The organism is Pseudomonas sp. Sample_10 (genome assembly GCF_004321495.1).
Lineage (GTDB): Bacteria > Pseudomonadota > Gammaproteobacteria > Pseudomonadales > Pseudomonadaceae > Aquipseudomonas.
Genome location: NZ_RCOE01000063.1, coordinates 106,568 through 131,075 on the forward strand (window position 1 = coordinate 106,568; position 24,508 = coordinate 131,075).

Consider the following 24,508-nt stretch of genomic DNA (forward strand, 5'->3'; position numbering starts at 1 on the left):
CATTTTTTACGCTTTTTATCGATTGTTGCCTGTTGGATGATGGCCGTCATCAACCACCGGTCTCGCTTCATGGCTCATGCATCAGGCCCATGACGAACCTTTCAGGAGACGATCATGCTTGAACTCAGACCTTTCAACTCGCTGGGTGGCGCTCACCACGGCTGGCTGGATGCACATCATCACTTTTCGTTCGCCGAATACCACGACCCAAAACGCATGAACTGGGGCAACCTGCGGGTGTGGAACGATGATGTAATCGCCCCCGGTACCGGCTTCCCGCAGCATCCACATCGGGACATGGAAATCATCACTTACGTGCGTGAAGGTGCAATCACCCACCAGGACAACCTGGGCAACAAGGGCCGCACTGAGGCCGGTGACGTCCAGGTCATGAGCGCTGGTACCGGTATTGCCCACAGTGAATACAATCTGGAAGCGACACCGACCAGGATTTTCCAGATCTGGATCATTCCGAATGAATCCGGGCTGGCACCGTCCTGGGGCGCCAAGCCGTTTCCCAAAGGCCAGCGCGAAGGTTTTGTGACGTTGGCCAGCGGCAAGGACGGCGATGATCAGAGCCTGCGCATTCGCGCCGATGCCCGGTTGGTGGCGGCGAATCTGAAAGCGGGTGAAACCGCGGAATATCGGCTGGACAGCGGTCGTCGCGCGTATCTGGTTCCGGCCACCGGCGTCATTGAAGTCAATGGCTTGCGTGCACAGGCTCGCGACGGCATTGCAGTTGCCGACGAGCAGGTACTGCAAGTAACAGCCGTCGAGGACAGCGAGATTGTGCTGGTGGATCTGGCTTGATTGGGTAATTGCGACGTACAAAAAAGGGGTGGCCAGAACGGTCACCCCTTTTCTATAGGCCGTCTATCAATTTGTGGCGAGGGAGCTTGCTCCCGCTCGGCTGCGCAGCAGTCGTAAATACAACGAATGCGCACTGTCAGGAACAGCGCCATGGGGGCCGCTTCGCCGCCCAGCGGGAGCTTGCTCCCTCGCCACCAACGCCCATCACTTACTTCGTGGAAATAGCGCCATCCACCAACGTCTGCGCTTCGGCCACCAACTGCTTGAGATGGTCGTCGCTGACAAAGCTTTCCGCATAGATTTTGTAGATGTCTTCGGTACCCGACGGACGCGCAGCGAACCAACCGTTCTCGGTCATGACCTTCAAGCCGCCAATCGCCTGGTCGTTACCGGGCGCATGGCTGAGAATGCTCTGGATGGGCTCGCCCGCCAACTCGGTAGAGGTCACCTGTGCCGGCGACAGCTTGCTCAGCAAAGCTTTTTGCTCCGGGTTGGCCTTGGCGTCAACCCGCACGGAGAAAGGTTCTCCCAGTTCATCGGTCAAGGCTCGATAGGCCTGGCTCGGGTCGCGACCGGTGCGGGCGGTCATTTCAGCGGCCAACAATGCCGGGATCAGCCCGTCCTTGTCGGTACTCCAGACGCCACCGTCCTTGCGCAGGAACGATGCTCCGGCGCTTTCTTCACCACCGAAGCCCAGCGAACCATCGAACAAGCCATCGGCAAACCACTTGAAGCCGACCGGCACTTCGTACAGGCGACGCCCCAGACGCTTGGCCACGCGATCGATCAGCCCGCTGCTGACCACCGTTTTGCCTACGGCAGCGTCGGCGCGCCATTGCGGCCGGTTCTGGAACAGATAATCAATGGACACCGCCAAATAATTGTTCGGCGCCAGCAAGCCACCGGACGGCGTAACAATGCCATGACGGTCGTGATCCGGGTCGCAGGCGAATGCCACGTCGAAGCGTTCCTTGAGGCCGATCAGACCTTGCATGGCATGCGTGGACGATGGGTCCATGCGAATCTGGCCGTCCCAGTCGACGGTCATGAAGCGGAACGTCGGATCAACCTGTTTGTTCACCACGTCCAGGTCCAGGCGGTAATGCTCGGCAATCGCCGACCAGTAGCGCACCCCTGCTCCGCCCAGCGGATCGACACCCAGACGCAGTTTGGCATCACGGATCGCATCGAAATCGATGACGTTGATCAGGTCGGCAACGTAGGTGTTCACATAATCGTGGCGATGGGTGGTGCTGGCCTTCAGCGCTTGCTCGTAACTGATGCGCTTGACCCCGGCGAGCTTGTTGCCCAGCAGTTCGTTGGCTTTGGCTTCGATCCACTTGGTGATGTGGGTATCGGCTGGGCCACCGTTGGTGGGGTTGTATTTGTAACCCCCGCTTTGCGGCGGGTTATGCGACGGGGTGATGACGATGCCGTCAGCCAGGCCCGAGGTGCGTCCACGGTTGTAGCAAAGAATCGCGTGGGAAATCGCCGGCGTCGGGGTGTATTCGTCGCCTTCGGCAATCATAACCGTCACACCGTTGGCCGCCAGCACCTCCAGGGCGCTGGCGCCTGCTGGAGTGGACAGCGCATGGGTGTCGATACCGACGAACAGCGGGCCGTCGATGCCTTGCGCCTCGCGATACAGACAGATTGCCTGGCTGATGGCCAGAACGTGCCATTCGTTGAAACTCAGGTCGAAGGAGCTGCCTCGGTGCCCGGACGTGCCAAAAGCCACGCGTTGGGTCGAAATGGCGGCATCTGGCTGGCCGGTGTAATACGCCGTAACCAGTCGCGGGATATCGACCAACAATTCTGCCGGTGCCGGTTTGCCCGCATATTGACTGAGTGTCATGCAAAAACCTCTGGAATAGAGTGGTTCAGGAATTGGAACGCAGTTTACTGGCAGTTTGACCGTCGCGCGACGTTATCGATCCCGTGCAGGATCGAGCTCAGTGTTATAAAAGTCGAGCATTGCACCAGACAGGGTGTTGCGTTCATTCGATCGACTCCATTCGCAGCGCATCCGCCAGCAGACCCAAGGCGTTCGCCAGATCCTGTTCAGCAACCACGCTATGACTCAATCGCAGATGCTGTGCATGTAACCCCTGGAGGCTGAACAGTTCTCCCGGCGCTATGACCACATGTTGCTTGAGCAGGCGCTGGAATACCCGGCGCACGTTGACCTGCCGTAACGGACGCACCCAGATCGTTGCACCTCCTTGTGGCTCGACGAAATGCAGGGCATCGGCCAAGCGTTCTTGCAATAACTGAATGATCTGCACCTTGCCGTCCTTGAGCCGACGCCGCAGCAATTGCAGGTGTTGGTCGATGCGTCCGTTGCTGTACAAGCGGGCAATGGCTTTCTGGCGAATCGCGGACAGGCGGAAAGCGCGCAGCAGGAAATGGCGTTGCAGCTCCACGCGCAAATGGCGCGAAAGTAGATAACCAAAGGGCGCTTCCGGCCCCATTATTTTTTCGAAAGTAGAAAATACGATCAGACGTTCCGGGGCCAGCCACTCGCGAAATCGCGGGCCGCCGGGTTCGAATTCGAGCTCACCGTAGCAGTCGTTCTCCAACACCCAACAGTCATGCTGCTTCAATAACTGCGCAATGGCCTCACGGTTGCCCTCGGACGCCTGGCTGCCACTGGGCGTATTCATGCCGGACGAAAGCATCACCAGGCACACCGGTTCAGTTTCCAGCAGTGTCTTGAGAAGGTCATGATTCAGGCCGCCGTCGGTCATCACCGGCCACTCGATGACCCGGACGCCTGCCGCATCCAACAACCGCAGAATCCCCCAGTCACACGGTGACTCGACCACCACCGTCGCCTCCTTGAGGCCCAGCACGACGATCAGGATTTCCAGCACACCACGAAGGTCCGCCCCGATGTAGACATCTTCAGCGTGCCAGCACCGCACCGGCGAAGTGGTGTAGCGCGCAGCCAATGCCATGCGCAACTCCAGTTCGCCGCAGGGTTGCGAGTGTGCCTGCGGCTGGCGCGGATACTGACGAAGCAACTCTCTTTCCAGCAGCAGCAACGGACTGTCTATGGGCTGCAGCATTGCCGGATCGTCTGTACTCAGTACCAGCATGCCTGGACGGCGGGCGTTGACGTAAACGCTTTCGAGCAAGTCATTCCCGCTGTAGAGCGTATTCGCAGCAGGCACCGGCTGCGCGAAATATCCTGACTTGGCCTCTGAGTAAACCCGGCCTTCCTTTTCCAGTAGCGCGTAGGCGTACTGAATGGTCGAGATCGACACATTCAGCCGCACTGCCAGTTGCCGCAATGAAGGCAGGCGAACCCGCGCATCATTGGCTGTTTCGCCGATGAGGTGGGTCAGGTATCGATATACCGCCTGATAGGCAAAGTCGGTAGTACGCGGTCCTTTCATGGACAAGGACCGCGGGCCTGGCAATGACGGCTCACCTTCAACCACCGGCGGACGACTCACCCGGCACGGATGGGTGATAGTCGACCGGATCAGCAACGGCATCGCCGATCACCGGTTCGGCTACCCTGCCCTCCAGTACCGCCACCGACTTCATGCGATAAAGGTCGCAGACGAGATTCACCGGCAGACCACTGACGTCGGTGAGCCATTGCTTGATCTGGTCGGCAACTTGTTGCCCCTGCATGGCCCGATGCAGATCAGGCAATGCCACCATCATGCCTGGGTGGCACTGGCGCAGGAATCGCTCGAGTGTTGCGCCGTTGTCGACAAAAGGCGCAAACAAGAGGCACACCAACTGGGCTTCATTCAAACCCAGGCTTCGTTGCAATTCGGTTGCAGTCCTTGTCCGCTGCTCTGCCAGTGTCACTGGCCGGCCAAAGGTTTCCATCGCCTGTTCGCACAAGCGTTCCGGCAGTTGTTTACGGCGCATCATCACCAACGCCCGTTGCAGGTATTCGCCAATCCCCTCTTCATAGGTACGACCTTGCACGAAGCAGGCATCCAACCCGCGCACGTGGGCGCAAACCGGGAGACTGCTGTAGTCATTGTCACAGAGGTGAGCCGCCAGTTCGTCCGCCTGGAATCCGAGAAATTCGGTAAGCAGCGGCCATCGTTCTTCCAGATTGCTGACCAGCAAATCGTGAATATCAATCAATGTCGCGCGGCGGCAGATTTCAAAATCCTCTGCGGGACGCCAGGGTTGATAACCCGGTTGCGAGTAAAACCGTTGGTAGCCTTGAGCGCCCAGGTCGTCGAGCAGCCGGAACAATCCCTCATAGCCCGGCTCGGGATGCCTGGACATATCGTGCCCGGCCTTGGTGGCAGCCCGTTTCAGGCCTTCGATAAATCGCCTCTGCTGGCGCGGCGTATCGTGGCTGATCAGGGCGTCGACGCCATGGCTCCAACGGGTGATTTGACCGCAGAACTCGCCGGTGGCCAGGTAGCCGTTGTCCCACAGGTCAAGCGGCCCGTCCATGGGCCGCACGTGCCCGATCATCAGCAGGTTGGTGCGTTCGGACTCACGGCCTGCCGCAGACAACGGGGCCACGGGATCGAACGCTACAACCTCGCGGTTATCCACCATCAGAACTTCAACCCGCGGGTCATCGTAGACGAACAAGGCGCTGTAGCTGCGATGAATGTTTTCCAGGGCTGCCTCGCTGGAACTGCCAAGGCGCAGGGTTGCCACGCGCAACTGGAACGTTGCCGGCGCTCGACTGGCGATGGTCAGCTGTGCGGCCCGCAGCAATGCCAGGGAGTAGCAACTGTCACGGGAGCCGGTTTGAATGGCCAATACTTTGAAGTCACCGATCTGCTCCATGCCGCCGGCGGCCACGCCCAGGCGTTGAATCAACAACTGCAATGCCGTGCGTTCGGCCCGGGAAAAGAAACTCAGCAATCGTTGCAGCACTTGTTGATAGACATTGCTCATGGCTTGTTCATGGATATTGGTCATCTATATGTACCTGATACTCGTAGTTCAATATCGCGCACACAGCAGGACGCGGCGCAGGAGGTTGGCCTGAACAGGGTTTGGATACTGGTTATATTGGTAAATGCTAGCACTTAAATGTTCATGTCGACATTTGAGTGCATCGGAGGCTGCGCAGGCCTTGCATCCTGTCGATCAGCCGTGGAGCCCGTATTAACGGGGGCTCACTCCATGCCTTTCGACGTCCTAGGAAATATCCGACAGAGTCCCACAGACATTTAACACAGGAAATAAAGAAAGAAGTAGCCAATAAATTTCCAGCAACTACCGAGACGATCGTTAATGGTTGAATATTTATCAGCAGTGCACATTGAAAAGTATCAGCCTGATACCGGCTCATAGCTCATTCCTTGAGATGAAAGTAATCATTCAATTATCAGGGCTTAGATGCTGATTAGAAGCTACAGATTGAGAGCAAAAACCAGTTCAGTTGCTGAACTGCTCCACTGACAGATCAATGGAAGGTCTCATGTAGGAAAGTACTGAAAGCAAAGAGTCCGTGAAGGCACGGACTCTTTGAGTGGATCAGGCTGGCTCGACCTGGAGCGCAACCCTTTCCCGGCAGGGGCATTCGTCCATGTAGCGGTGAGCCTCGACAAACTCGGCAAACGGAAAGACCCGAGTCTTGAGCGGCAGCACCACGCGGTCGGCGGTCAACTGGTTGATGTCACGCAAGGCCCGTTGCAGTGCAACCTGATCCTGGATGATGCCCAGTTCCGGCTTGCCGGTGAAGTTACCGATACAGTGCACGAAGAACTGAATATTTTTCTGAAACGCTGCGCAAGCCGGGAATGGTGTCTGGTTCCCGCCTTGCAGGCCGTACAGAACCAGGCTGCCACGTGGCGCAAGAACGTCGCCAAGCAGTGACATCTGTGGGCCGCCCAGACCATCGAACACCACATCCACGCCGCGATTGTCAGTGATTTTGTTGATCCGCATCAGCAGATCTTCTTCCTCGGTGACAATCACTTTCTCGGCGCCCAACGACAGCAGGTATTCACGTTCATCCGCCGACTTGGTGGCCGCGATCACCCGCACACCCAAGGCCTTGCCCAACTGGACAAACGAAGGGCCTGCGCAATGGCTGGCGTCAGTGACCAGGGCAAACTGCCCGGGTTTGACCCGTGCCAGATCCGAGTAGGCAAAGTAGGCGATCAATAAAGGCGTGTAATGCACGCTGGCTTCAATCGGGCTGAGCACGTCCGGGTAGCGGGTCAGCGACGTGCGTGGCAGCACAATCAATTCGCCGTAGACCGGGTAATCGTTCGGGCTTTGAGCCGGGAAACTGGCGACCTTGTCACCCACGGCCAGATCATCGACACCCTCACCGACAGCCGTGACGACACCGGCCATTTCCTGGCCAAGGCCGGCAGGCAATTGAGCACGGGAAGACGCCAGGTTTTGCCGCCAGAGTGTGTCGTACCAACTGATGCCAATGGCCTCGACGCGCACCTGCACTTCACCCGGTGCAGGCAGAGCGGCCGCATGCTCTTCGCATTTGAGCACCTCGGCTGGACCAAATTTGTGAAACCGGATCGTGCGGGACATCGCAAACCTCGCCAAATGAACCTCTAATGCCATGAACTCTAGCTGGGCTTTCAACCCAACACTATCTGTGGCTATTAATAGTCGACATGCTTGTCATTGATTCCGCATCAGCGGCAACATCGTCAAATGTCGTAAGAAACTGAAGCAGCCTTTGTAGGAAAACTGAATTACTCGGTGCAGAGTACCAGCCTTTCCCCGTAATATTCCTGCTGGCCATTGTTCTCATATGGCCGCCCACGTCAAGTTTACTGACTCTGCCTGGACTCCAGATGAATCGTAATGACCTGCGTCGTGTCGACCTCAACCTGTTGATCGTATTCGAAACCCTGATGCACGAGCGCAGCGTGACCCGCGCTGCGGAGAAGCTTTTCCTTGGTCAGCCAGCCATCAGTGCGGCGCTTTCGCGCTTGCGTGGGTTGTTCGATGATCCGTTGTTTGTGCGCACTGGCCGCAGCATGGAGCCGTCTGCCCGGGCCGTGGAGATCTTCGCCCTGCTTTCCCCGGCGCTGGATTCCATTTCCACCGCCGTCAGCCGAGCCGCCGAGTTTGACCCGGCCACCAGCACTGCGGTGTTCCGCATCGGTCTTTCCGACGATGTCGAGTTTGCCCTGCTGCCGATGCTGCTCAAGCGCCTGCGGGCCGAATCTCCGGGGATTGTGCTGGTGGTCCGGCGGGTCAATTACATCCTGATGCCGGGATTGTTGGCCTCCGGCGAAATCTCCATTGGCGTCAGCTACACCACCGACTTGCCGGCGAATGCCAAGCGTAAAGTCCTGCGCCGCAGTTCGCCCAAGCTGCTGCGTGCCGATACCGTGCCGGGCCCCTTGAGCCTGGATGACTTCTGCGCGCGGCCTCATGCTCTGGTGTCATTCGCCGGCGACCTCAGCGGCTTTATCGATGAAGAGCTGGAAAAACTGGGACGCAAGCGCCATGTCGTGCTCGCGGTGCCGCAGTTCAACGGGTTGAGCACGCTGCTGAGCGGAACTGACATCGTCGCCACCGTTCCGGACTACACGGCAGAAGCCCTCACGGCCGCGGGTGGTGTACGTGCGGAGGAACCGCCGTTGCCGGTGCGCAGCTTTGAATTGCATATGGCGTGGCGCGGGTCACAGGATAATGATCCGGGTGAGCGCTGGTTGCGATCGCGGATTCAGATGTTTTTCGGGGACCCGGATAGTCTTTAAGTGTAGTCGGGCAGGCTCCTAATCTGATTATTTTGCCTTTCCACACACTATGGACCACGGTGTAACCGAGCTACGTTCTGATCGATGCGGTCTTGGATCGTGCGCAAGGTGTCTCGAGTAATAACCTGTGGATACAGGTTCTCGGCGATGCTTTCAAACTGGCTCGCCACATCACAAATGCCATCAATCATTCTGCCTGCAATCTCCGGGGGCACCTCGGCTTCCTCGGCCAGCCGAAGCATTTGCGTGCGGGAAATCGACAGTGCTTCCCCCATCACATCCATCTGGTGATATCCACTTGGCCCCTCGCAGAAGGTCACGTCGTAAGCCGGTGACAGTCTCCACTGACCGTCTTGCGACATGATGTAGGCGAAGTTCTTGGGATGATCGTCTCTGTTGTTGAACGCAACGTTGAAGACTGCACGTTCGAACGCCCGCGCCATTTCTCGCACGTCGTTGGTACACATCTGTGTTGCCCGCAGGAAGTTGACGTAGTCCAACACTCCCGGGGAGCGGTAATTTGCCCCCGTAAACGCCGCGAGGCTTTGCATGGGTACGCGTAGACCATCCCGACGGTCAAATCGCTTACTGGCGAACGCCGCCAACCCATCAGGCAGATTGAAATACTGCGTGTCAGGGGTCTCGATACCGCACATGCGCAGGCATTCGGCGTAGACCATTTCGACAGCGCACACTTCGGCATGTTCTTCTTTGGCCGGGAACTTGATCAACCATGCTTCAAAGCCCGGCGTGGCGGCAGTGGTAAATCCGCCAGTTTCTGGATCGCGATAGACGAGGGCCTTAGGCCTTGCGCCTTGAGGCGAGCCGCCCACCAGCAGCAACGTCTGCAGGAACTCGCCACCGTCTCCATGGAGGACTTTCTGTACTTCGGCGGCAAGCTGCTGCAGCGGGATGTGGACGTCAGATTCCTGCCCTTCGGGTGCCACGGGCTCAAACGTCATGGCCCCCATTGCATTGCTACCAATGTAGGCCAGCCGTTCCAGTGAACCGATGCGTGCTGTGGTGAGCCCGCGACGCCTGAACAAACGGTCCATCAGCAACATGCCCCACCCATCCGGCAAGGCGTCGTAAACAGGCCCTGGCAAGTACAGTTGGTGCTCTGGAAAATCTCGGCGCAAGTTAGCCCCCCCCAACGGCAGCGTGTAGGAGGACAGTTCCAAGCCCCTTTGCCTGGCTTCATTGCTGTACTCGAACACGATCAACGGGCGACCGGTAAGGGCAGTCGTGGAGACCAGCGTGCCCCATTGCCATCGATCACCCCATCCCTCGTAGAAGACGTTCACCTGCTCAAGCATTGCCGGACTTCCTTTTTGTACGGAGACGATTGGCGCTGTTTTCGTAGCGCCGAATGTCCTCGATGCTGTCCAGTCTAGGCAGAAACAGGCCTTCCAGTTCCTTGGTTCGGCCAAGAGCCATCGCCACCCGAACGACGTTCTCGAATCCGACATTGCGCCCGGCTTCAAGGTTGGAGACTGTATTTGTGCCGATGCCGGCACGTCCGGCCAAGTCGGCTTGTGTCATATCCTGCGCCAAGCGCTCTGTGCGCAAGCGATCGCAGAGGCGCTTGACGACCTCGCTCGGCTTGCTGAAGCTTAAATCCAACATAGAGTGCACCAAGCCTGTTCTGTGCCAGTTAATTCCCAAAATTATAGAATTAACGCCCAGCCCTATCAAGCAACTTAATTCCCTGAAGTTGTGTCTTATCGCCTAATTTCTAGCTTTAGACACAGTTCAAAGGATTTACATATCACCTGTGATCGGCCTGTTGAACTCGCCTGAGATCCCTGTCTGGTTTGACTGAACGCACTGCAGGAAGCAAAGACAAACTGCGTTTGATCACATCGTTTGAACCTAGGCCAGTGCCCGACCCTCGGATACTAAAACCCCATAGGTGATGACATGGCAATCGAGGAGACGCTTCTGCGCCAGCGCAAGGTGCTTGCCAAATTTGGCGAGCTGGCCTTGGCGTCAGATGATTTGGAGCAAATTCTCGATGAAGCTTGCCGCTTGGTCGGCGACGGGCTCGGAACCAACATGGCGAAATTCATGCTGTTGTTGGAAGACGAGATCACTTTTTTTGTGCGAAATGGTGTGGGCTGGGCACCCAATGTCGTCGGGAAGGTGAAAGTAAAAGCCTGCGAGGGAACCCCTGAACGTCACTCTCTGGACACGAACGGCCCGGTCATTTCAACGGATATTGCAACGGAAACCCGCTTTCGCTATCACGATTTTCAAATCGAAAACGGCGTTAAAGCGTTCGTCAATGTACTCGTGCACGGTGCCGATGGAGAACGTCCATTCGGCATTTTTGAGGTGGATAGTCGAATACCTCGCCAGTTCACCGACAGCGATATCGATTTTCTTCGCGGTTACAGCAATTTGCTTGGCGCAGCTTTAAAGCGTTTCAAAACCATGCAAGCCATGCGTTTGACCGAAAAGAAACTACGCGAAAGTGAAAGGCACTATCGAATAGCGGCTGAACTCAATCCGCTCTGGCCCTGGACGGCCAACAAGAACGGCAATCTCATTTCCATCGATCATCGCTGGTATGAATACACCGGCCTGACACCTGAGCAAACGTTGGATCGTCAATGGTCCAACGCGGTGCATCTTGAGGACAAGACGGCGTTGATTGTGCTCTGGGATCAATCATTGACCACCTTGCAGCCTTTCGACTCTCAAATCCGCTTACGCAAAGGCACCGGAGAATATCGTTGGTTCCGCGTCCGCGCGTTGTGCAGCCTCGGTATCGACGGTCATTGCGAGCAGTGGTACGGCACCATTGAAGACATCGACGATCGGGTTCAGCTAGAGAACGCATTGCGAGATTGGAACGAGCTGCTGGAGGACCGAATCAATCAGCGCACTCAGCAGTTGGAAGCCGAACAACATGAACGGGCGATGGCGGAGCTCAAGCTTCGGCAGAGCCAGAAAATGGAAGCGGTAGGTCAATTGACCGGTGGCATCGCCCATGATTTCAACAACCTGTTGGCGGGCATTATCGGTAACCTGGAACTGATGCAGCGTCGAATTGATGCCGGTCGCCATGACAAACTGGCCCGTTACAACTCGATTGCCATGACCGCAGCGTCTCGCGCAGCCGCCTTGACGCAACGTCTGTTGGCGTTTTCGAGACAGCAATCACTTAACCCCGAAATTATCGAACCTCGCAAAGTAGTGGCCGATTTTGAAGACATGATCCGCCGTTCGGTCGGGCCGAGCATTGTAGTGGGGTGCTCGTTCAAGACCAGTGATCGTATCAAGTGCGATCTCAATCAGCTGGAAAATGCCCTGCTCAATCTTGCCATCAACGCAAGAGATGCCATGCCTAATGGCGGTACGCTGGATCTTTCGGTCGACCGATGCGTGATCGATGATGCGTCGTCTTCCGAGAAAATGATGCCTACAGGATCCTATGTGAGCATATCCGTGACAGATTCCGGCACCGGGATCAAACCGGAACTGTTGTCGCGCATTTTCGATCCGTTTTTTACCACCAAGAAAATCGGCGAAGGTACCGGTCTGGGTCTTTCAATGATCTATGGATTTACCCAACAATCCGGTGGGCAGGTGCGGGTCCACAGCAGCGTCGGCGTCGGCACCACCGTAACCCTGTATTTTCCAGTGGACAATTCTGAACCCGATAAGACCCAAGCCCATTCCGAATCAGGTTCGACGGAGCCAGTGGGGAACGGCGAAACTATTTTGCTGGTGGATGACGAAGCTGCGGTACGCCAGATGGCCTCGGAATTATTGAGCGAAACAGGTTACTGCGTAGTAGAGGCGGTCGATAGCGTATCGGCAATAAAGCAGGCAGAAAAGCTCGGTCACCTGGATTTGCTCCTGACTGACATTGGTCTGCCCGGCATGATGAACGGGATCAGCCTGGCGGCTGAACTGAAATTGAAATTCCCGCAAATGAAGGTGCTGTTCATCACCGGTTTCGCAGGTGGCTCCAGCCTGATTTCTGTCGATGCCACTACCAAGGTGCTGACCAAACCCTTCAGCCTGAATGAACTCAGTTCGCGTGTTCATGCTTTGATTCAGGTGAGTGCGGCAGACAGTGGTGCTTCGTAAATAAAGATCAGAGGGTCACCTGGGAAACTTTAGACCAAGCCCCGAAAAATCGGGGCTTGGTGATTAAAAGGCATCAGGACTGACGCCCTCCGCCACCATTGTTTTCTCCTCCTTTGCGGCCTGCTTCAGACGCCTTGTCCCTGTCATCGGCAAAATTGCCGCCGCGTCCACTTTGCTGACCACCACCGGTGGATTGATCAGCCTCGTTGGATTGCCGTCCACCCGATGCCTGTCCGCCTTTCTGTCCAGGCTTGTTCATGTCCTCCATGTCATCGGTGAACTCTCCACCGCGTTGGGTACCCTGCCCGCCTCCGGACATACGATCAGCATCTCTCGATTGTTGTCCACCTGATGCCTGGCCACCTTTTTGGCCGGCTTCAGATGCTCGTTGTGGATCATTGGCGAAATTACCGCCTGAAGCTTGGCCACCTTTCTTGCCAGCTTCGGATGCCTTATCTCGGTCATTAGAAAAATTGCCGGGATTGTTATTTCCTGTATTGGCCATTTCAATCACCTCTGAATCGTTGACACGAGCAGTCGCCCGTTTAATTCGGATGGCATGGGAAATCGAAAGTTTGAACAAAAAAAAGGCTTCGCGACCAGTGGATTTACGACGTTAGTTCAATGAAAAATAAAGACTTTCGACTGACGGAACAGGCACTCAAAAACCGGTTGATAAAGTCGAATATTTCGCTAACGAAAGGTCAATATTTACTAGACTGCATAGCGCATACGCAGCTTTACAAATAATGGATTTCGGAGGTCGGGCCATGACCGAACATATCGTGCATTTTCATTGCCAGATCGACCAGGCAACCACCGAGCGTTTCAGGGATTGCTGTCTCGAAGCCATTGATCAAGGTGCCACGTCTTTACTGTTGAACCTGTCCACATCCGGGGGCAGTACCAATTTCGGTTTCACGCTTTATACCTTCCTGAAATCGCTGCCAGTGCCATTGTGTGCAATCAATGCGGGGAACATCGAATCGATGGGCATCATCATGTTCCTGGCCGCAGGGCGCCGGATCACCTCTCCCCACTCGCGCTTTCTGATCCACCCGATGAATTGGTATTTCAGTCAGAAATCCGTTGATCACCAACGTCTGCGTGAATACCTGTCGAGTCTCGACAATGACCTTGCGCGCTACGTGCAGATTTTCGCGCTGGAAACCGCTGAAGCGCAGACCAAACTCGATATCTTCCATTGCTTGTCCGCGGAGGAAAAAGTCATCGCAGCCCATGAGTCTCTCGCATACGGCATTGCTCACGAGATGAGGCAAATGGTGTTTGCCGATGATGTTAAACACTGGAAAGTCAGTGGCGGATGATCTGGCCAATGCAGAAACAATAACGCGAGTGTTTTATCCCAGCGCAGTATCGAGAAACATCATGACGCCAAAGCCCAGCATCAGGCCCAGTGTTGCCGGTGTTTCATGACCATTGCGATGGGTCTCGGGAATGACTTCATGGGACACCACAAAGATCATGGCGCCGGCGGCAAGGCCGAGTGCGATGGGGTAGCCAAGGGCAAAGCTGTTGGAAATACCGAGGCCGACCAGGGCGCCAAAAGGCTCCATCAAGCCTGATCCGACGGCAATCAGCGCCGCGCGCAGTGCCGTAATACCGGTCACTCGCAAAGCCATTGCAACCGCCAGGCCTTCGGGTATGTCCTGAAGGGCGATCGCCGTGGTCAGCGGTATTCCCACCTGCATGTCGCCTGTTGCAAAGCTGACACCGATCGCCATGCCTTCGGGCAAGTTGTGCAACGTGATGGCCAGGACGAACAGCCATACCCGATTGATCCGTTTGGCTTCTGGGCCGCGCCGGCCGCTTTTTTCGTGCTCGTGAGGCACAAATCGATCAAGACCGATCATCAAGGCAACGCCCAGTGCCAAACCCAATACGACAATACCGGCTGCCAGTAACCCATTGCCGCTCAGTTGCCGAGCCGCCTCGATGCCAGGAAGAATAAGCGAGAAAGAGCTGGCGGCCAGCATCATCCCGGCAGCAAAGCCGAGCATGATGTCCTGGGTGCGAGCCGCAATGTCGCGAAGCGCAATCGCCACCACTGCGCCGAGCGCCGTTGCGCCGAATCCGGACAATCCCCCGAGTAAAGCGAAACGCAGATTGTCCTTGCTGCCCCCGACAACAGCGCTGTAACCGCTAACCAGCAGCAACGCCATCACACAGGCCAACACCAGCCAAAACGCCATGCCTCCCCGCCCAGAACGGGTCAACTGTGTAAAGAAAGCACGCAGAGGAGCTACCAATGAAGAAGTCGACTGAGCCATGCAAGCCCCTTGGTTTTAAACACCGCGCGCTCTACAGCACGCGGTAAACATGTCGGATGGCACTCGATAGTAAAAGCAGCCCGGATGCCAGGCCACATTTATCTGAAACAAATGCATCGGGTTGATTTCAACACCCTGCCCCCAATGACAACCCGGTACAGCCTGGCCTTTGCTGTGCTCCGTGGAGCTCGGGCCTTGGTTGATCCCGCGGGGTCCTGCGATTCGCCAAACAATCAATCGAAACTCTGGAACACAACACCACGTCGATCATTGGTAATTTGTTGACCGGCCCTTATTCAGGATGGGGAAGATGCACGCTGAACCGAGTGCCCTCCTCGGCCGTCGAGCTGACCGCAACCTCCCCGCCATGGGACCTGGCTATTTCTCTGACGATGAACAAACCAAGCCCCACGCTTCGCCCATCACTGTCGGTTTCGGTGCCACGGGTCATGGGTTCGAACAGAGCGGCCACTAATGCATCCGCAATTGCCGGGCCGTGGTTATGGACCGAGATCACCGATTGATCGTCACCCCATTCGGAAACAATAGTGATCGGATGCGCCAGATCACCATACGCCACGCTGTTGGCGACCAGATTGCCAATGACCTGCTGCACCCGGTCAGCATCCAGATAAGCGCGGCCAGAACCGTTGGACGTGTGCAAGAGTGTGGCTTGCGGAAAAGCGACACGCAGTTCATCAATGCTTTGGCTGATGAATCGATGCAAATCCAGCCAATCGGGATTGACCGCTATACCCCGCCCAATGCGCGCCAGGGCAAAGTCCAGCAAATCTCCGATCATGCGCTCGGCGCGGTCGGTCGAGCGACTGATGTGCTCGAGCATCTTGCTTTCTTTTGCGCTGCGCTCGGATTGGGCGAGGATGTCGGAAGCCATTCTGATAGCCGTCAAAGGGTTCTTCAGATCGTGGCTGACAATCGCGACCATTTGTTCGGCGAATGAAGCGCGGCGCTGGGATTTTTCGTAAGCGTCGTTCAACGCTGTTTGCGCCTGTTGCAGGGCCGTTTCGGCTGCTGTTTTTTCCCGCAGCAAAGCTTCTGCAGTTCGCCGGGCGTTGAGCAATTCGCGCTCGTACTTGTCGCGATCGGTGGTGCCGAACAGCGCCAGTTCATAAAACGCGCCACTTTCGTGCTCTCGTCGCACGCCGTTGAGCAGCATAGTGATGATGCGTTTGTCTCGGTGCAGCAGATCGAGCTTCACTTCGGCCACCGAACCCTGCATCTGCATCAGGGGCGCCCAGTGGGTCTGGTGGAAAATCCGCCCACCCATCGTCAACAGGTCCTGGAAACGCCGACCGACCAAATCAGGGGCATCGCAGCCGATCCAATGGCTGAAGGTCTGATTGCTACGCACAATGGTGCCATCTTCCCTGGTGACGACCAGCCCGCAGGGAGCCCCGTCGAACAGTACTTGCGGATCGAGCAAAAACGGTATGTCAGCCGGCATTGGCAGCCGTCCACGGCAACAAGAAGTTGTCGATAGCTTCAGTACAGGCGCTAGGTACACTCATGTGCGGGCAATGACCGACGTTGGCGACGATGCACAGTGTGCTGTTGGGCATTACGGCTTCCAGGTACTTGCCGACCGCAATGGGGGCGATCAGATCATCGGTCGATTGCAGAATCAATGTCGGGGTGGTCAATCCGGCAACATCCTTGCGATTGTCGGACATGAACGTCACCCGTGCGAACTGCTTGGCGATCTCAGGCTCGGTACGACAAAAGCTGTTGGTCAACTCTTCGCTCAGCGCCGGCTGGCCGGGTGCGCCCATGATGACCGGGGCCATGGTGCTGGACCAGCCCAGATAGTTGCTGTCCAGGGTATCAAGCAGCGAGTGAATGTCTTCAAGCTTGAAGCCACCCACGTAGTTGTCGGAATCGATATAGCATGGCGACGGGCCGATCATCACATGCGCGTCGATTTTCCCGGGGGACATGCGGTCAGCCAGGACACCGATCATACTGCTGACGGAGTGGCTGACCACGATCACTGGCCCGCAGGCATACTCATCAATGATGTCACCCAGATCCTGAGCGTAGCCCGCCAACGAGTCGTATTTTTGGCGATCATAGGCCCCGAGGTCCGATTGACCCGCGCCTACCAGATCGTACAGCACGACTTTGAAATGCCCGGTGAAGTGATCGACGAGATAACGCCACATGGTCTGGTCGCAGCCAAAGCCATGGGAAAAAATGAGCGTCGCCGAGCCCTCACCGATCACTTTTACATTGTTGCGACTTTGAAGGGACATGCTTGTTATCCAGGGCGGGCCGGAATCAACTCCGATAGCGGGCAGTGTAGATACTCGACAGTGTCCGGTCACGCTTAACTGCCTGCCGGTGGCGTTGACTCATGCCCTTTGATGCATTTTCGGCAACACTGAATTGCTATTGACTCAATTGATAGTCCGCTGATCAGAGGTGCATGCTAGAGGGCTGCATGGAGCCTCATATCATTCCGGATGATAGTTACCTTCGGCTCATTCGATTCGTGCCATACAACCTCGCCGAGCATCATTCGCCAATCTAAACACATTGGCGGATGCATCCATGGAACAGTCATTCAAACATTTGCGCTTCCCGTTGGCTTTATTGGCCATGGTGGTGATCAGCGCTTGCGGCAAGGCACCGGAAACGGCCGCTACGATGCCGGCGGCGAAAGTCAGCGTCGCCAAGGTGCTCGAGCAGCCGGTCAACGAGTGGGACGAGTTCACCGGGCGCCTTGAGGCACCGGAAACCGTAGAGATCCGCCCACGGGTCTCCGGCCAGATCGATGAAGTGGCGTTCACCGAGGGTGCCCTCGTCAAGAAAGGCGACCTGTTGTTCCAGATTGACCCGCGCCCGTTCCAGGCCGAGGTTCGCCGCCTCGAAGCGCTGGTCTCTCAGGCCCGCGCCACCGCCACCCGCAGCGAAAACGAAGCCCAGCGCGGTGAGCGCCTGCGTACCAGCAATGCGATTTCCGCCGAACTGGCCGATTCGCGAACCAGTGCCGCCCAGGAAGCCCGCGCCGCAGTCGGCGCCCTGCAAGCTCAACTGGACCTGGCCAAGCTGAACCTCAGCTTTACCCGCGTCACCGCGCCGATCAGCGGTCGCGTCAGCCGCGCCGAGATCACCGCCGGTAACCTGGTGACCGCCGATACCACCGCGCTGACCAGCGTGGTGTCCACCGACAAGGTCTATGCCTACTTCGACGCTGACGAGCGTGTGTTCCTCAAGTACACCCAACTCGCACGCCAGGGTAAACGCGGCGCCACCACCCCGGTTTACATGGGCCTGTCCAACGAAGACGGCAACCCGCACCAGGGCGTGATGAACTTCGTCGACAACCAGGTCAACCCGAAAACCGGCACCATCCGTGGTCGCGCCGTGTTCGACAACAGCGACGGCAGCTACACCCCGGGCCTGTATGCACGCCTGAAACTGGTAGGCAGCGGCACCTACAACGCCATGCTGATCAATGACGAAGCAGTCGGCACTGACCTTGGCAAAAAGTTTGTGCTGGTGATGGATGCCGACAACAAGACCGCCTACCGCGCCGTTGAGCTGGGGCCGAAGATCGAAGGCTTGCGCATCGTGCGCAACGGCTTGAACAAGGACGACACCATCATCGTCAAGGGCCTGCAACGGGTACGCCCCGGTTCGCCAGTCACCCCTGAAGTGATCCCGATGGCCAGCGAACAAACGCTCGCGGCCCTCGCACAACAACGACAAGCGCTGGAAGCCAGCAACCTGCCACAAGTCGCACCTGCCAAGGTTGCGCCGGGCACGGCTGTGAAACTGGCTGCAGCGACCCCACGCGGTTAAGGGATAACGACTCCGATGAATTTCTCCCAATTCTTCATTTCACGGCCGATCTTCGCAGCGGTGCTTTCGCTGCTGATCCTGATCGCCGGTGCGATCTCGCTGTTCCAGTTGCCGATCAGCGAATACCCGGAAGTGGTGCCACCGACTGTTGTGGTTCGTGCGAACTTCCCGGGTGCCAACCCGAAAGTCATCGGTGAAACCGTAGCCGCTCCCCTGGAGCAAGCGATCACCGGCGTCGAGAACATGCTCTATATGTCCTCGCAGTCGACCGCCGACGGCAAGATCACCCTGACCATCACCTTTGCGCTGGGCACTGACCTGGACAACGCTCAGGTGCAGGTGCAGAACCGCGTGACCCGGACCGAGCCGAAACTTCCCGAGGAAGTGACGCGCATCGGCATCACCGTGGACAAGGCGTCGCCCGACCTGACGATGGTGGTGCACTTGACCTCGCCGGACAAACGCTACGACATGCTCTACTTGTCCAACTACGCCCTGCTCAACATCAAGGATGAGCTGGCGCGTCTTGGCGGTGTCGGCGACGTGCAACTGTTCGGCATGGGCGATTACTCGCTGCGGGTGTGGCTCGATCCGAACAAGACCGCTTCGCGCAACCTGACTGCAACGGATGTAGTGACCGCGATTCGTGAACAGAACCGCCAGGTAGCGGCCGGTGCCCTGGGCGCCCCGCCTGCGCCGAATGCCACCGCGTTCCAGCTGTCGGTCAACACCCAAGGTCGTCTGGTTTCCGAGGAAGAGTTCGAGAACATCATCATTCGCTCGGGCGACAACGGTGAAATCACTCGCCTTAAAGACATCGCTCGGGTCGAGCTGGGTTCCAGCCAATACGCCCTGCGCTCGTTGCTCAACAACCAGCCGGCGGTGGCGATCCCGATCTTCCAGCGTCCGGGTTCGAACGCGATCGAAATCTCCAACGAAGTGCGGTCGAAAATGGCCGAGCTGAAGAAGAGCTTCCCCGAAGGCATGGACTTCAGCATTGTCTATGACCCGACGATCTTTGTACGCGGTTCCATCGAGGCAGTGGTGCATACCCTCTTCGAAGCGCTGATCCTCGTGGTGCTGGTGGTGATCCTGTTCCTGCAAACCTGGCGCGCATCGATCATTCCGTTGGTGGCGGTGCCGGTATCGTTGATCGGTACGTTTGCGGTGATGCACTTGTTCGGATTCTCGCTGAACGCCCTGTCGTTGTTCGGCCTGGTATTGGCGATCGGTATCGTGGTCGACGATGCGATCGTGGTGGTGGAGAACGTCGAGCGCAACATTGAACTCGGACTGACGCCGGTCGAAGCGACCAAAAAAGCCATGGGCGAGGTCACCGGCCCGATCATCGCCACGGCGCTGGTGCTGTGTGCGGTGTTCGTACCGGCGGCGTTCATTTCTGGCCTGACGGGTCAGTTCTATAAGCAGTTCGCCTTGACCATTGCGATTTCGACGGTGATTTCGGCCTTCAACTCGCTGACCCTGTCGCCGGCACTGGCTGCGGTATTGCTCAAGGGCCATGACGCACCGAAGGATCGTTTCTCCAAGGTGCTGGACAAGATGTTTGGCGGCTGGTTGTTCCGCCCGTTCAACCGTTTCTTCGAAAAGGCCAGCCACGGTTATGTTGGCACCGTTGCCCGTGTGATCCGCTCAAGCGGTATCGCCCTGCTGCTGTATGCCGGCCTGATGGTCCTGACCTTCTTCGGTTTTTCCAGCACCCCGACCGGTTTCGTACCCGGCCAGGACAAGCAATACCTGGTGGCCTTCGCGCAATTGCCGGATGCGGCGAGCCTGGACCGTACCGAAGACGTGATCAAGCGCATGTCCGACCTGGCGCTGAAACAGCCTGGCGTGGAAAGTGCCGTGGCCTTCCCTGGCCTGTCGATCAACGGTTTCACCAACAGCCCGAACGCCGGCATCGTGTTCGTGACCTTGAAACCGTTCGACGAGCGCAAAGACCCGAGCATGTCCGCCGGTGCCATCGCCGGTGCCTTGAACGGCCAGTACGCCGGGATTCAGGAAGCCTACATGGCGATCTTCCCGCCACCACCGGTACAAGGCCTGGGCACCATCGGCGGTTTCCGCCTGCAGATCGAAGACCGGGGCAACCTGGGCTACGAAGAGCTATACAAAGAAACCATGAACATCATCAACAAGAGCCACAGCGTGCCGGAACTGGCCGGGTTGTTCACCAGCTACACCGTGAACGTGCCACAGGTCGATGCCGCCATCGACCGTGAGAAAGCCAAGACCCACGGCGTGGCCGTCAGCGACATCTTCGACACCCTGCAGATCTACCTGGGTTCGCTGTATGCCAACGACTTCAACCGCTTCGGTCGCACCTATCAGGTCAACGTTCAGGCCGAACAACAGTTCCGCCTCGAATCCGACCAGATCGGCCAGCTGAAAGTGCGCAACAACAAAGGCGAGATGATCCCGCTGGCGACCTTCATCAAGGTCAGCGACACCTCGGGACCTGACCGCGTGATGCACTACAACGGTTTCATTACCGCTGAAATCAACGGTGCGGCAGCCCCCGGCTACAGCTCCGGCCAGGCCGAAAAAGCCATCGAGAAACTGCTCAAGGAAGAACTTCCGAACGGCATGACCTACGAATGGACCGACCTGACCTACCAGCAGATTCTGTCCGGCAACACCGCGCTGTTCGTGTTCCCGCTCTGCGTACTGCTGGCGTTCCTGGTGCTCGCCGCACAATACGAAAGCTGGAGCCTGCCACTGGCGGTGATCCTGATCGTACCGATGACCCTGCTGTCGGCCATCACCGGGGTGATCGCCTCCGGTGGCGACAACAACATCTTTACCCAGATCGGTTTGATCGTACTGGTGGGGCTTGCCTGTAAGAACGCGATTCTGATCGTCGAGTTTGCCAAGGACAAACAGCTCGAAGGCATGAGCCCGCTGGCGGCGGTACTCGAAGCGTGCCGTCTGCGTCTGCGGCCGATCCTGATGACCTCCTTCGCGTTCATCATGGGTGTGGTGCCACTGGTGTTCTCCAGCGGTGCCGGTGCCGAGATGCGTCATGCGATGGGTGTGGCGGTGTTCTCCGGGATGCTCGGGGTGACCTTCTTCGGTCTGCTGCTGACGCCGGTGTTCTACGTACTGATCCGTAACTTCGTCGAACGCGGTGAAGCGCGCAAAGCCGCCAAGGCGCTGAAACTGCAAAATCAGCTGGAGTCGCATTGATGAGTTTGAAAGCTTTCCTGCCGAGCCTGCTGGTACTGGCACTGAGCGCCTGTGCCGTCGGCCCGGACTACAAGACCCCAGCCACAGAACCGGCCAACATCACCACCGCCACCGACGGTGCGGCCGGTCAGAAGAATTTTGACCGCTCGCGTTTCGAAGGCATCTGGTGGCAGCAGTTCGAAGACCCGACCCTCAACCAGTTGGTGACTGAATCGCTCAAGGGCAACCGCGATCTGCGCGTTGCCTTCGCCCGCTGGAAAGCGGCGCGGGCGATCCGTGACGACGTCAGCAATGACGCGATGCCGACGATCACCAGCCGGGTCAGCAGTGACCTGGGCAAGGGCCAGATCCCTGGCGAAACCACTGACCGGGTCAATAGCGAACGCTACGACCTGGGCCTGGACATGGCCTGGGAGATCGATCTGTTTGGCCGCATCCAGCGCAATCTGGAATCGGCCAACGCCGAGCAACAGGCACTCGAGGCTGATCTGTACCAGCTGCAAGTGACCATGATCGCCGAACTGGTGGATGCTTACGGTCAACTGCGCGGTGCCCAGCTGCGGGAAAAGATTGCCCTGGCCAACCTGGAGAACCAGCAGGAATCGCGCAAGATCACCATCAGCCTGCGTGATGCCGGTGTTGGCGATCAGCTCGATGTCGAGCGCGCCGATGCGCGCCTGGCCTCGGTCGAAGCCAGCGTGCCGCAATTGCAGGCGGAGCAGGTGCGGCAGAAAAACCGCATCGCTACCCTGCTCGGTGAACGCCCGGACAAGCTGACTGTGGACCTGAGCCCCAAAGACCTGCCGGCGATTGCCAAGGCGCTGCCGATTGGTGATCCGGGTGAACTGCTGCAACGCCGTCCGGATATTCTCAGTGCCGAACGCAAACTGGCCTCGGCCACGGCGCGCATCGGCGTGGCCAAGGCGGATTTGTTCCCGCGTGTCAGCCTCAGCGGCTTCCTCGGCTTCACCGCCGGGCGCGGTTCGCAGATCGGCTCCTCGGCGGCCAACGCCTGGGCGCTTGGCCCGAGCATTACCTGGGCGGCCTTCGATCTGGGCAGCGTGCGTGCCCGTCTGCGCGGCGCGGATGCCGATGCCGAAGGCGCACTGGCGACCTACGAGCAACAAGTCTTGCTGGCCCTGGAAGAGTCGGAGAATGCCTTCAGCGATTACGGCAAGCGCCAACAGCGGCTTATTTCGTTGATTCGCCAGAGTGAATCCAGCCGCTCCGCAGCCGATCTCGCCGAGATTCGCTACCGCGAAGGCACCGCCGATTTCCTCGTGCTGCTGGATGCGCAGCGCGAACGTCTGGCGGCTGAAGATACCCAGGCCCAGGCTGAGGTCGATCTGTATCGCGGCATCGTCGCGATCTACAAGGCCCTGGGCGGTGGCTGGCAGCCGGAGACGGTCGCCAGCAAGTAATTCGGTTTACTAAAGAGCTCCTTTGGTTGGCCGCAACCAACCAAATTTTTTGCCCCGCGTATCATTCGGTCGCGGGGCTTTTTTTTGCATTTTTTCAGCCAAACAACATGGATCCTGTAGGAGCTGAGCTTGCTCGCGATGACGGTCGCAACTTCAACATTGATAGTGGCTGACATGACGCTATCGCGAGCAAGCTCGGCTCCTACGGGGGGTAGCGCTGGTCTTCGGAATTTTGGGATTGCTGCACGGTCACGGTGGCTGTTGTTCCGGCGCGCAGTTTGTCCTTGCCCGCATAATCCTCGTCGATCCGTATCCGCACCGGCACCCGCTGCGCCAGTTTCACCCAGGTATAACTGGGGTTGATGTTGGCCAGCAAACGCCCGCCCGGCAGGTTTTCACGGTCGGCGATGGCGAAGGCGATGCTTTGCACGGTGCCGCCAAATCGCTCGCCACTCATCAACTCGATAGCGACCCGGTCGCCCTCCCCGATTCGCGGCAATTTGGTTTCTTCGAAGTAGCCGCTGATATAAAACGAATCGCTGTCCACCAGCGCTACCAAGGGTCCACCCGCCGTTGCATAGTCACCCTGGCGGGTCAGCAGATTGGTGACGTAGCCGCTGACCGGCGACTCGACCCGGGTGCGTTCAAGATCATGTTCAGCCTCGGCCAGCGCAGCAATCGCCAGTTGCACGTTGGCCTGGGCAAACCCCAGATTGGCCTGGTTGCGCAGCAAGTCAGCTTCTGCCACCGATACATCGGTGTTGGCTTTTTCCCACTCTTCGCCGGAGATTGCCGAGCGTTCCTTGAGGGTCCGCCGACGGCGTTCTTCGCTCTGGCGCTGGCGAAGCAGTGCCTGGCTGGCGACAATCGTCGCTTGCGATTGCCCCAGTGAGGCCTTGGACACCTCCACCGCGCGCTTGGCGTGTTCCACTGCCAGGGTGTAGCGCGAGGGATCGATCTCCAGCAGCAACTGGCCCTTGTCCACGTGCTGGTTATCCTGCACGTTGAGTTTGACGATGCGTCCGGCGACATCAGCGGACAACGTCACCACATCGGCACGTACCCTGGCGTCCCGGGTCCACGGCGCGCGCGTGTAATGCTCCCAGGCAAACCAGCCGAGCACAAACGCCAGCGCTACCACGGCTAACGTCGAGAGTCGGGCAAGAATCGTCTTCAAGGC

18 protein-coding genes and 1 pseudogene are annotated in these 24,508 nt (G+C 57.8%); 7 read left to right on the plus strand and 12 right to left on the minus strand.

Translation table 11 applies throughout. The features are described 5' to 3' along the window. Window positions 1–114: 114 nt before the first annotated feature. Window positions 115–810 carry a pirin family protein gene (locus D8U18_RS05685; protein ID WP_056855389.1) on the plus strand — a complete coding sequence of 232 codons (696 nt, stop codon included), beginning with the start codon at window positions 115–117 and terminating at the stop codon, window positions 808–810. A gap of 208 nt (window positions 811–1,018) precedes the next feature. Here D8U18_RS05685 and pgm read toward each other — a convergent pair whose 3' ends face one another. The 4 genes from pgm to D8U18_RS05705 form a co-directional block, all read right to left on the minus strand. Continuing rightward, the gene (pgm, locus tag D8U18_RS05690; protein WP_131107250.1) at window positions 1,019–2,665 is read right to left on the minus strand and encodes a phosphoglucomutase (alpha-D-glucose-1,6-bisphosphate-dependent); all 1,647 of its coding nucleotides are present in this window, start codon (window positions 2,663–2,665) and stop codon (window positions 1,019–1,021) included. 142 nt (window positions 2,666–2,807) lie between these two features. Next, a complete protein-coding gene (locus D8U18_RS05695; RefSeq protein ID WP_131107251.1) occupies window positions 2,808–4,208 on the minus strand; it encodes a PLP-dependent aminotransferase family protein in 1,401 nt (466 codons plus the stop codon). Between the two features lie 37 nt (window positions 4,209–4,245). After that, window positions 4,246–5,724, minus strand: coding sequence for a hypothetical protein (locus tag D8U18_RS05700; RefSeq protein ID WP_241664298.1), 1,479 nt, complete (start codon window positions 5,722–5,724; stop codon window positions 4,246–4,248). 561 nt (window positions 5,725–6,285) lie between these two features. Next, window positions 6,286–7,308 (minus strand): zinc-dependent alcohol dehydrogenase family protein, encoded by a 1,023-nt coding sequence (locus tag D8U18_RS05705; protein WP_056855393.1) that lies wholly within the window; start codon window positions 7,306–7,308, stop codon window positions 6,286–6,288. A gap of 269 nt (window positions 7,309–7,577) precedes the next feature. On the opposite strand from D8U18_RS05705, the gene D8U18_RS05710 reads away from it, so the two are divergent. Next, window positions 7,578–8,492 carry a LysR family transcriptional regulator gene (locus D8U18_RS05710; protein WP_056855394.1) on the plus strand — a complete coding sequence of 305 codons (915 nt, stop codon included), beginning with the start codon at window positions 7,578–7,580 and terminating at the stop codon, window positions 8,490–8,492. 47 nt (window positions 8,493–8,539) lie between these two features. Here the strand turns inward: D8U18_RS05710 and D8U18_RS05715 are convergent, their stop codons facing one another. Further along, window positions 8,540–9,808 carry a type II toxin-antitoxin system HipA family toxin gene (locus D8U18_RS05715; RefSeq protein WP_131107252.1) on the minus strand — a complete coding sequence of 423 codons (1,269 nt, stop codon included), beginning with the start codon at window positions 9,806–9,808 and terminating at the stop codon, window positions 8,540–8,542. Next, window positions 9,801–10,118, minus strand: a complete 318-nt coding sequence (locus D8U18_RS05720) for a helix-turn-helix transcriptional regulator (RefSeq protein WP_056855396.1) — start codon at window positions 10,116–10,118, stop codon at window positions 9,801–9,803. The genes D8U18_RS05715 and D8U18_RS05720 overlap by 8 nt, the downstream gene beginning before the upstream one ends. A 294-nt stretch (window positions 10,119–10,412) precedes the next feature. Between D8U18_RS05720 and D8U18_RS05725 the strand changes: the two genes are divergently transcribed. Continuing rightward, window positions 10,413–12,590, plus strand: a complete 2,178-nt coding sequence (locus D8U18_RS05725; RefSeq protein ID WP_131107253.1) for an ATP-binding protein — start codon at window positions 10,413–10,415, stop codon at window positions 12,588–12,590. Window positions 12,591–12,663: 73 nt separating this feature from the next. Here D8U18_RS05725 and D8U18_RS28985 read toward each other — a convergent pair whose 3' ends face one another. Together D8U18_RS28985 and D8U18_RS28990 are read right to left on the minus strand one after the other, a co-directional pair. After that, window positions 12,664–12,909, minus strand: a complete 246-nt coding sequence (locus tag D8U18_RS28985; RefSeq protein ID WP_347237897.1) for a KGG domain-containing protein — start codon at window positions 12,907–12,909, stop codon at window positions 12,664–12,666. A 24-nt stretch (window positions 12,910–12,933) separates the two neighbouring features. After that, window positions 12,934–13,095 (minus strand): annotated as a pseudogene (locus tag D8U18_RS28990) (general stress protein); the annotation flags it as partial. A gap of 244 nt (window positions 13,096–13,339) precedes the next feature. On the opposite strand from D8U18_RS28990, the gene D8U18_RS05735 reads away from it, so the two are divergent. Further along, window positions 13,340–13,918 (plus strand): ATP-dependent Clp protease proteolytic subunit, encoded by a 579-nt coding sequence (locus D8U18_RS05735; protein WP_082557618.1) that lies wholly within the window; start codon window positions 13,340–13,342, stop codon window positions 13,916–13,918. A gap of 33 nt (window positions 13,919–13,951) precedes the next feature. On the opposite strand, the gene D8U18_RS05740 is transcribed toward D8U18_RS05735, so the two are convergent. From D8U18_RS05740 to D8U18_RS05750, 3 genes are all read right to left on the minus strand, one after another. Further along, window positions 13,952–14,881 carry a ZIP family metal transporter gene (locus D8U18_RS05740; RefSeq protein ID WP_131107254.1) on the minus strand — a complete coding sequence of 310 codons (930 nt, stop codon included), beginning with the start codon at window positions 14,879–14,881 and terminating at the stop codon, window positions 13,952–13,954. A gap of 292 nt (window positions 14,882–15,173) precedes the next feature. Then, entirely contained in the window at window positions 15,174–16,346 is a 1,173-nt protein-coding gene (locus D8U18_RS05745) for a PAS domain-containing sensor histidine kinase (RefSeq protein WP_131107255.1), read from the minus strand. Further along, the gene (locus D8U18_RS05750; RefSeq protein ID WP_131107256.1) at window positions 16,336–17,151 is read right to left on the minus strand and encodes an alpha/beta hydrolase; all 816 of its coding nucleotides are present in this window, start codon (window positions 17,149–17,151) and stop codon (window positions 16,336–16,338) included. The genes D8U18_RS05745 and D8U18_RS05750 overlap by 11 nt, the downstream gene beginning before the upstream one ends. A gap of 298 nt (window positions 17,152–17,449) precedes the next feature. On the opposite strand from D8U18_RS05750, the gene mexE reads away from it, so the two are divergent. Genes mexE through D8U18_RS05765 form a run of 3 tightly spaced genes read left to right on the plus strand, consistent with a single transcriptional unit; the run spans window position 17,450 to window position 23,328 of the window. After that, window positions 17,450–18,703 carry a multidrug efflux RND transporter periplasmic adaptor subunit MexE gene (gene mexE, locus D8U18_RS05755; RefSeq protein WP_056855403.1) on the plus strand — a complete coding sequence of 418 codons (1,254 nt, stop codon included), beginning with the start codon at window positions 17,450–17,452 and terminating at the stop codon, window positions 18,701–18,703. A gap of 15 nt (window positions 18,704–18,718) precedes the next feature. Then, complete coding sequence (locus tag D8U18_RS05760) at window positions 18,719–21,907, plus strand: efflux RND transporter permease subunit (RefSeq protein WP_056855404.1); 3,189 nt, start codon at window positions 18,719–18,721, stop codon at window positions 21,905–21,907. Then, a complete protein-coding gene (locus D8U18_RS05765) occupies window positions 21,907–23,328 on the plus strand; it encodes a TolC family protein (protein ID WP_056855405.1) in 1,422 nt (473 codons plus the stop codon). The genes D8U18_RS05760 and D8U18_RS05765 overlap by 1 nt, the downstream gene beginning before the upstream one ends. Before the next feature lie 202 nt (window positions 23,329–23,530). Here the strand turns inward: D8U18_RS05765 and D8U18_RS05770 are convergent, their stop codons facing one another. Then, entirely contained in the window at window positions 23,531–24,505 is a 975-nt protein-coding gene (locus D8U18_RS05770; RefSeq protein ID WP_056855406.1) for an HlyD family secretion protein, read from the minus strand. Window positions 24,506–24,508: the final 3 nt, after the last annotated feature.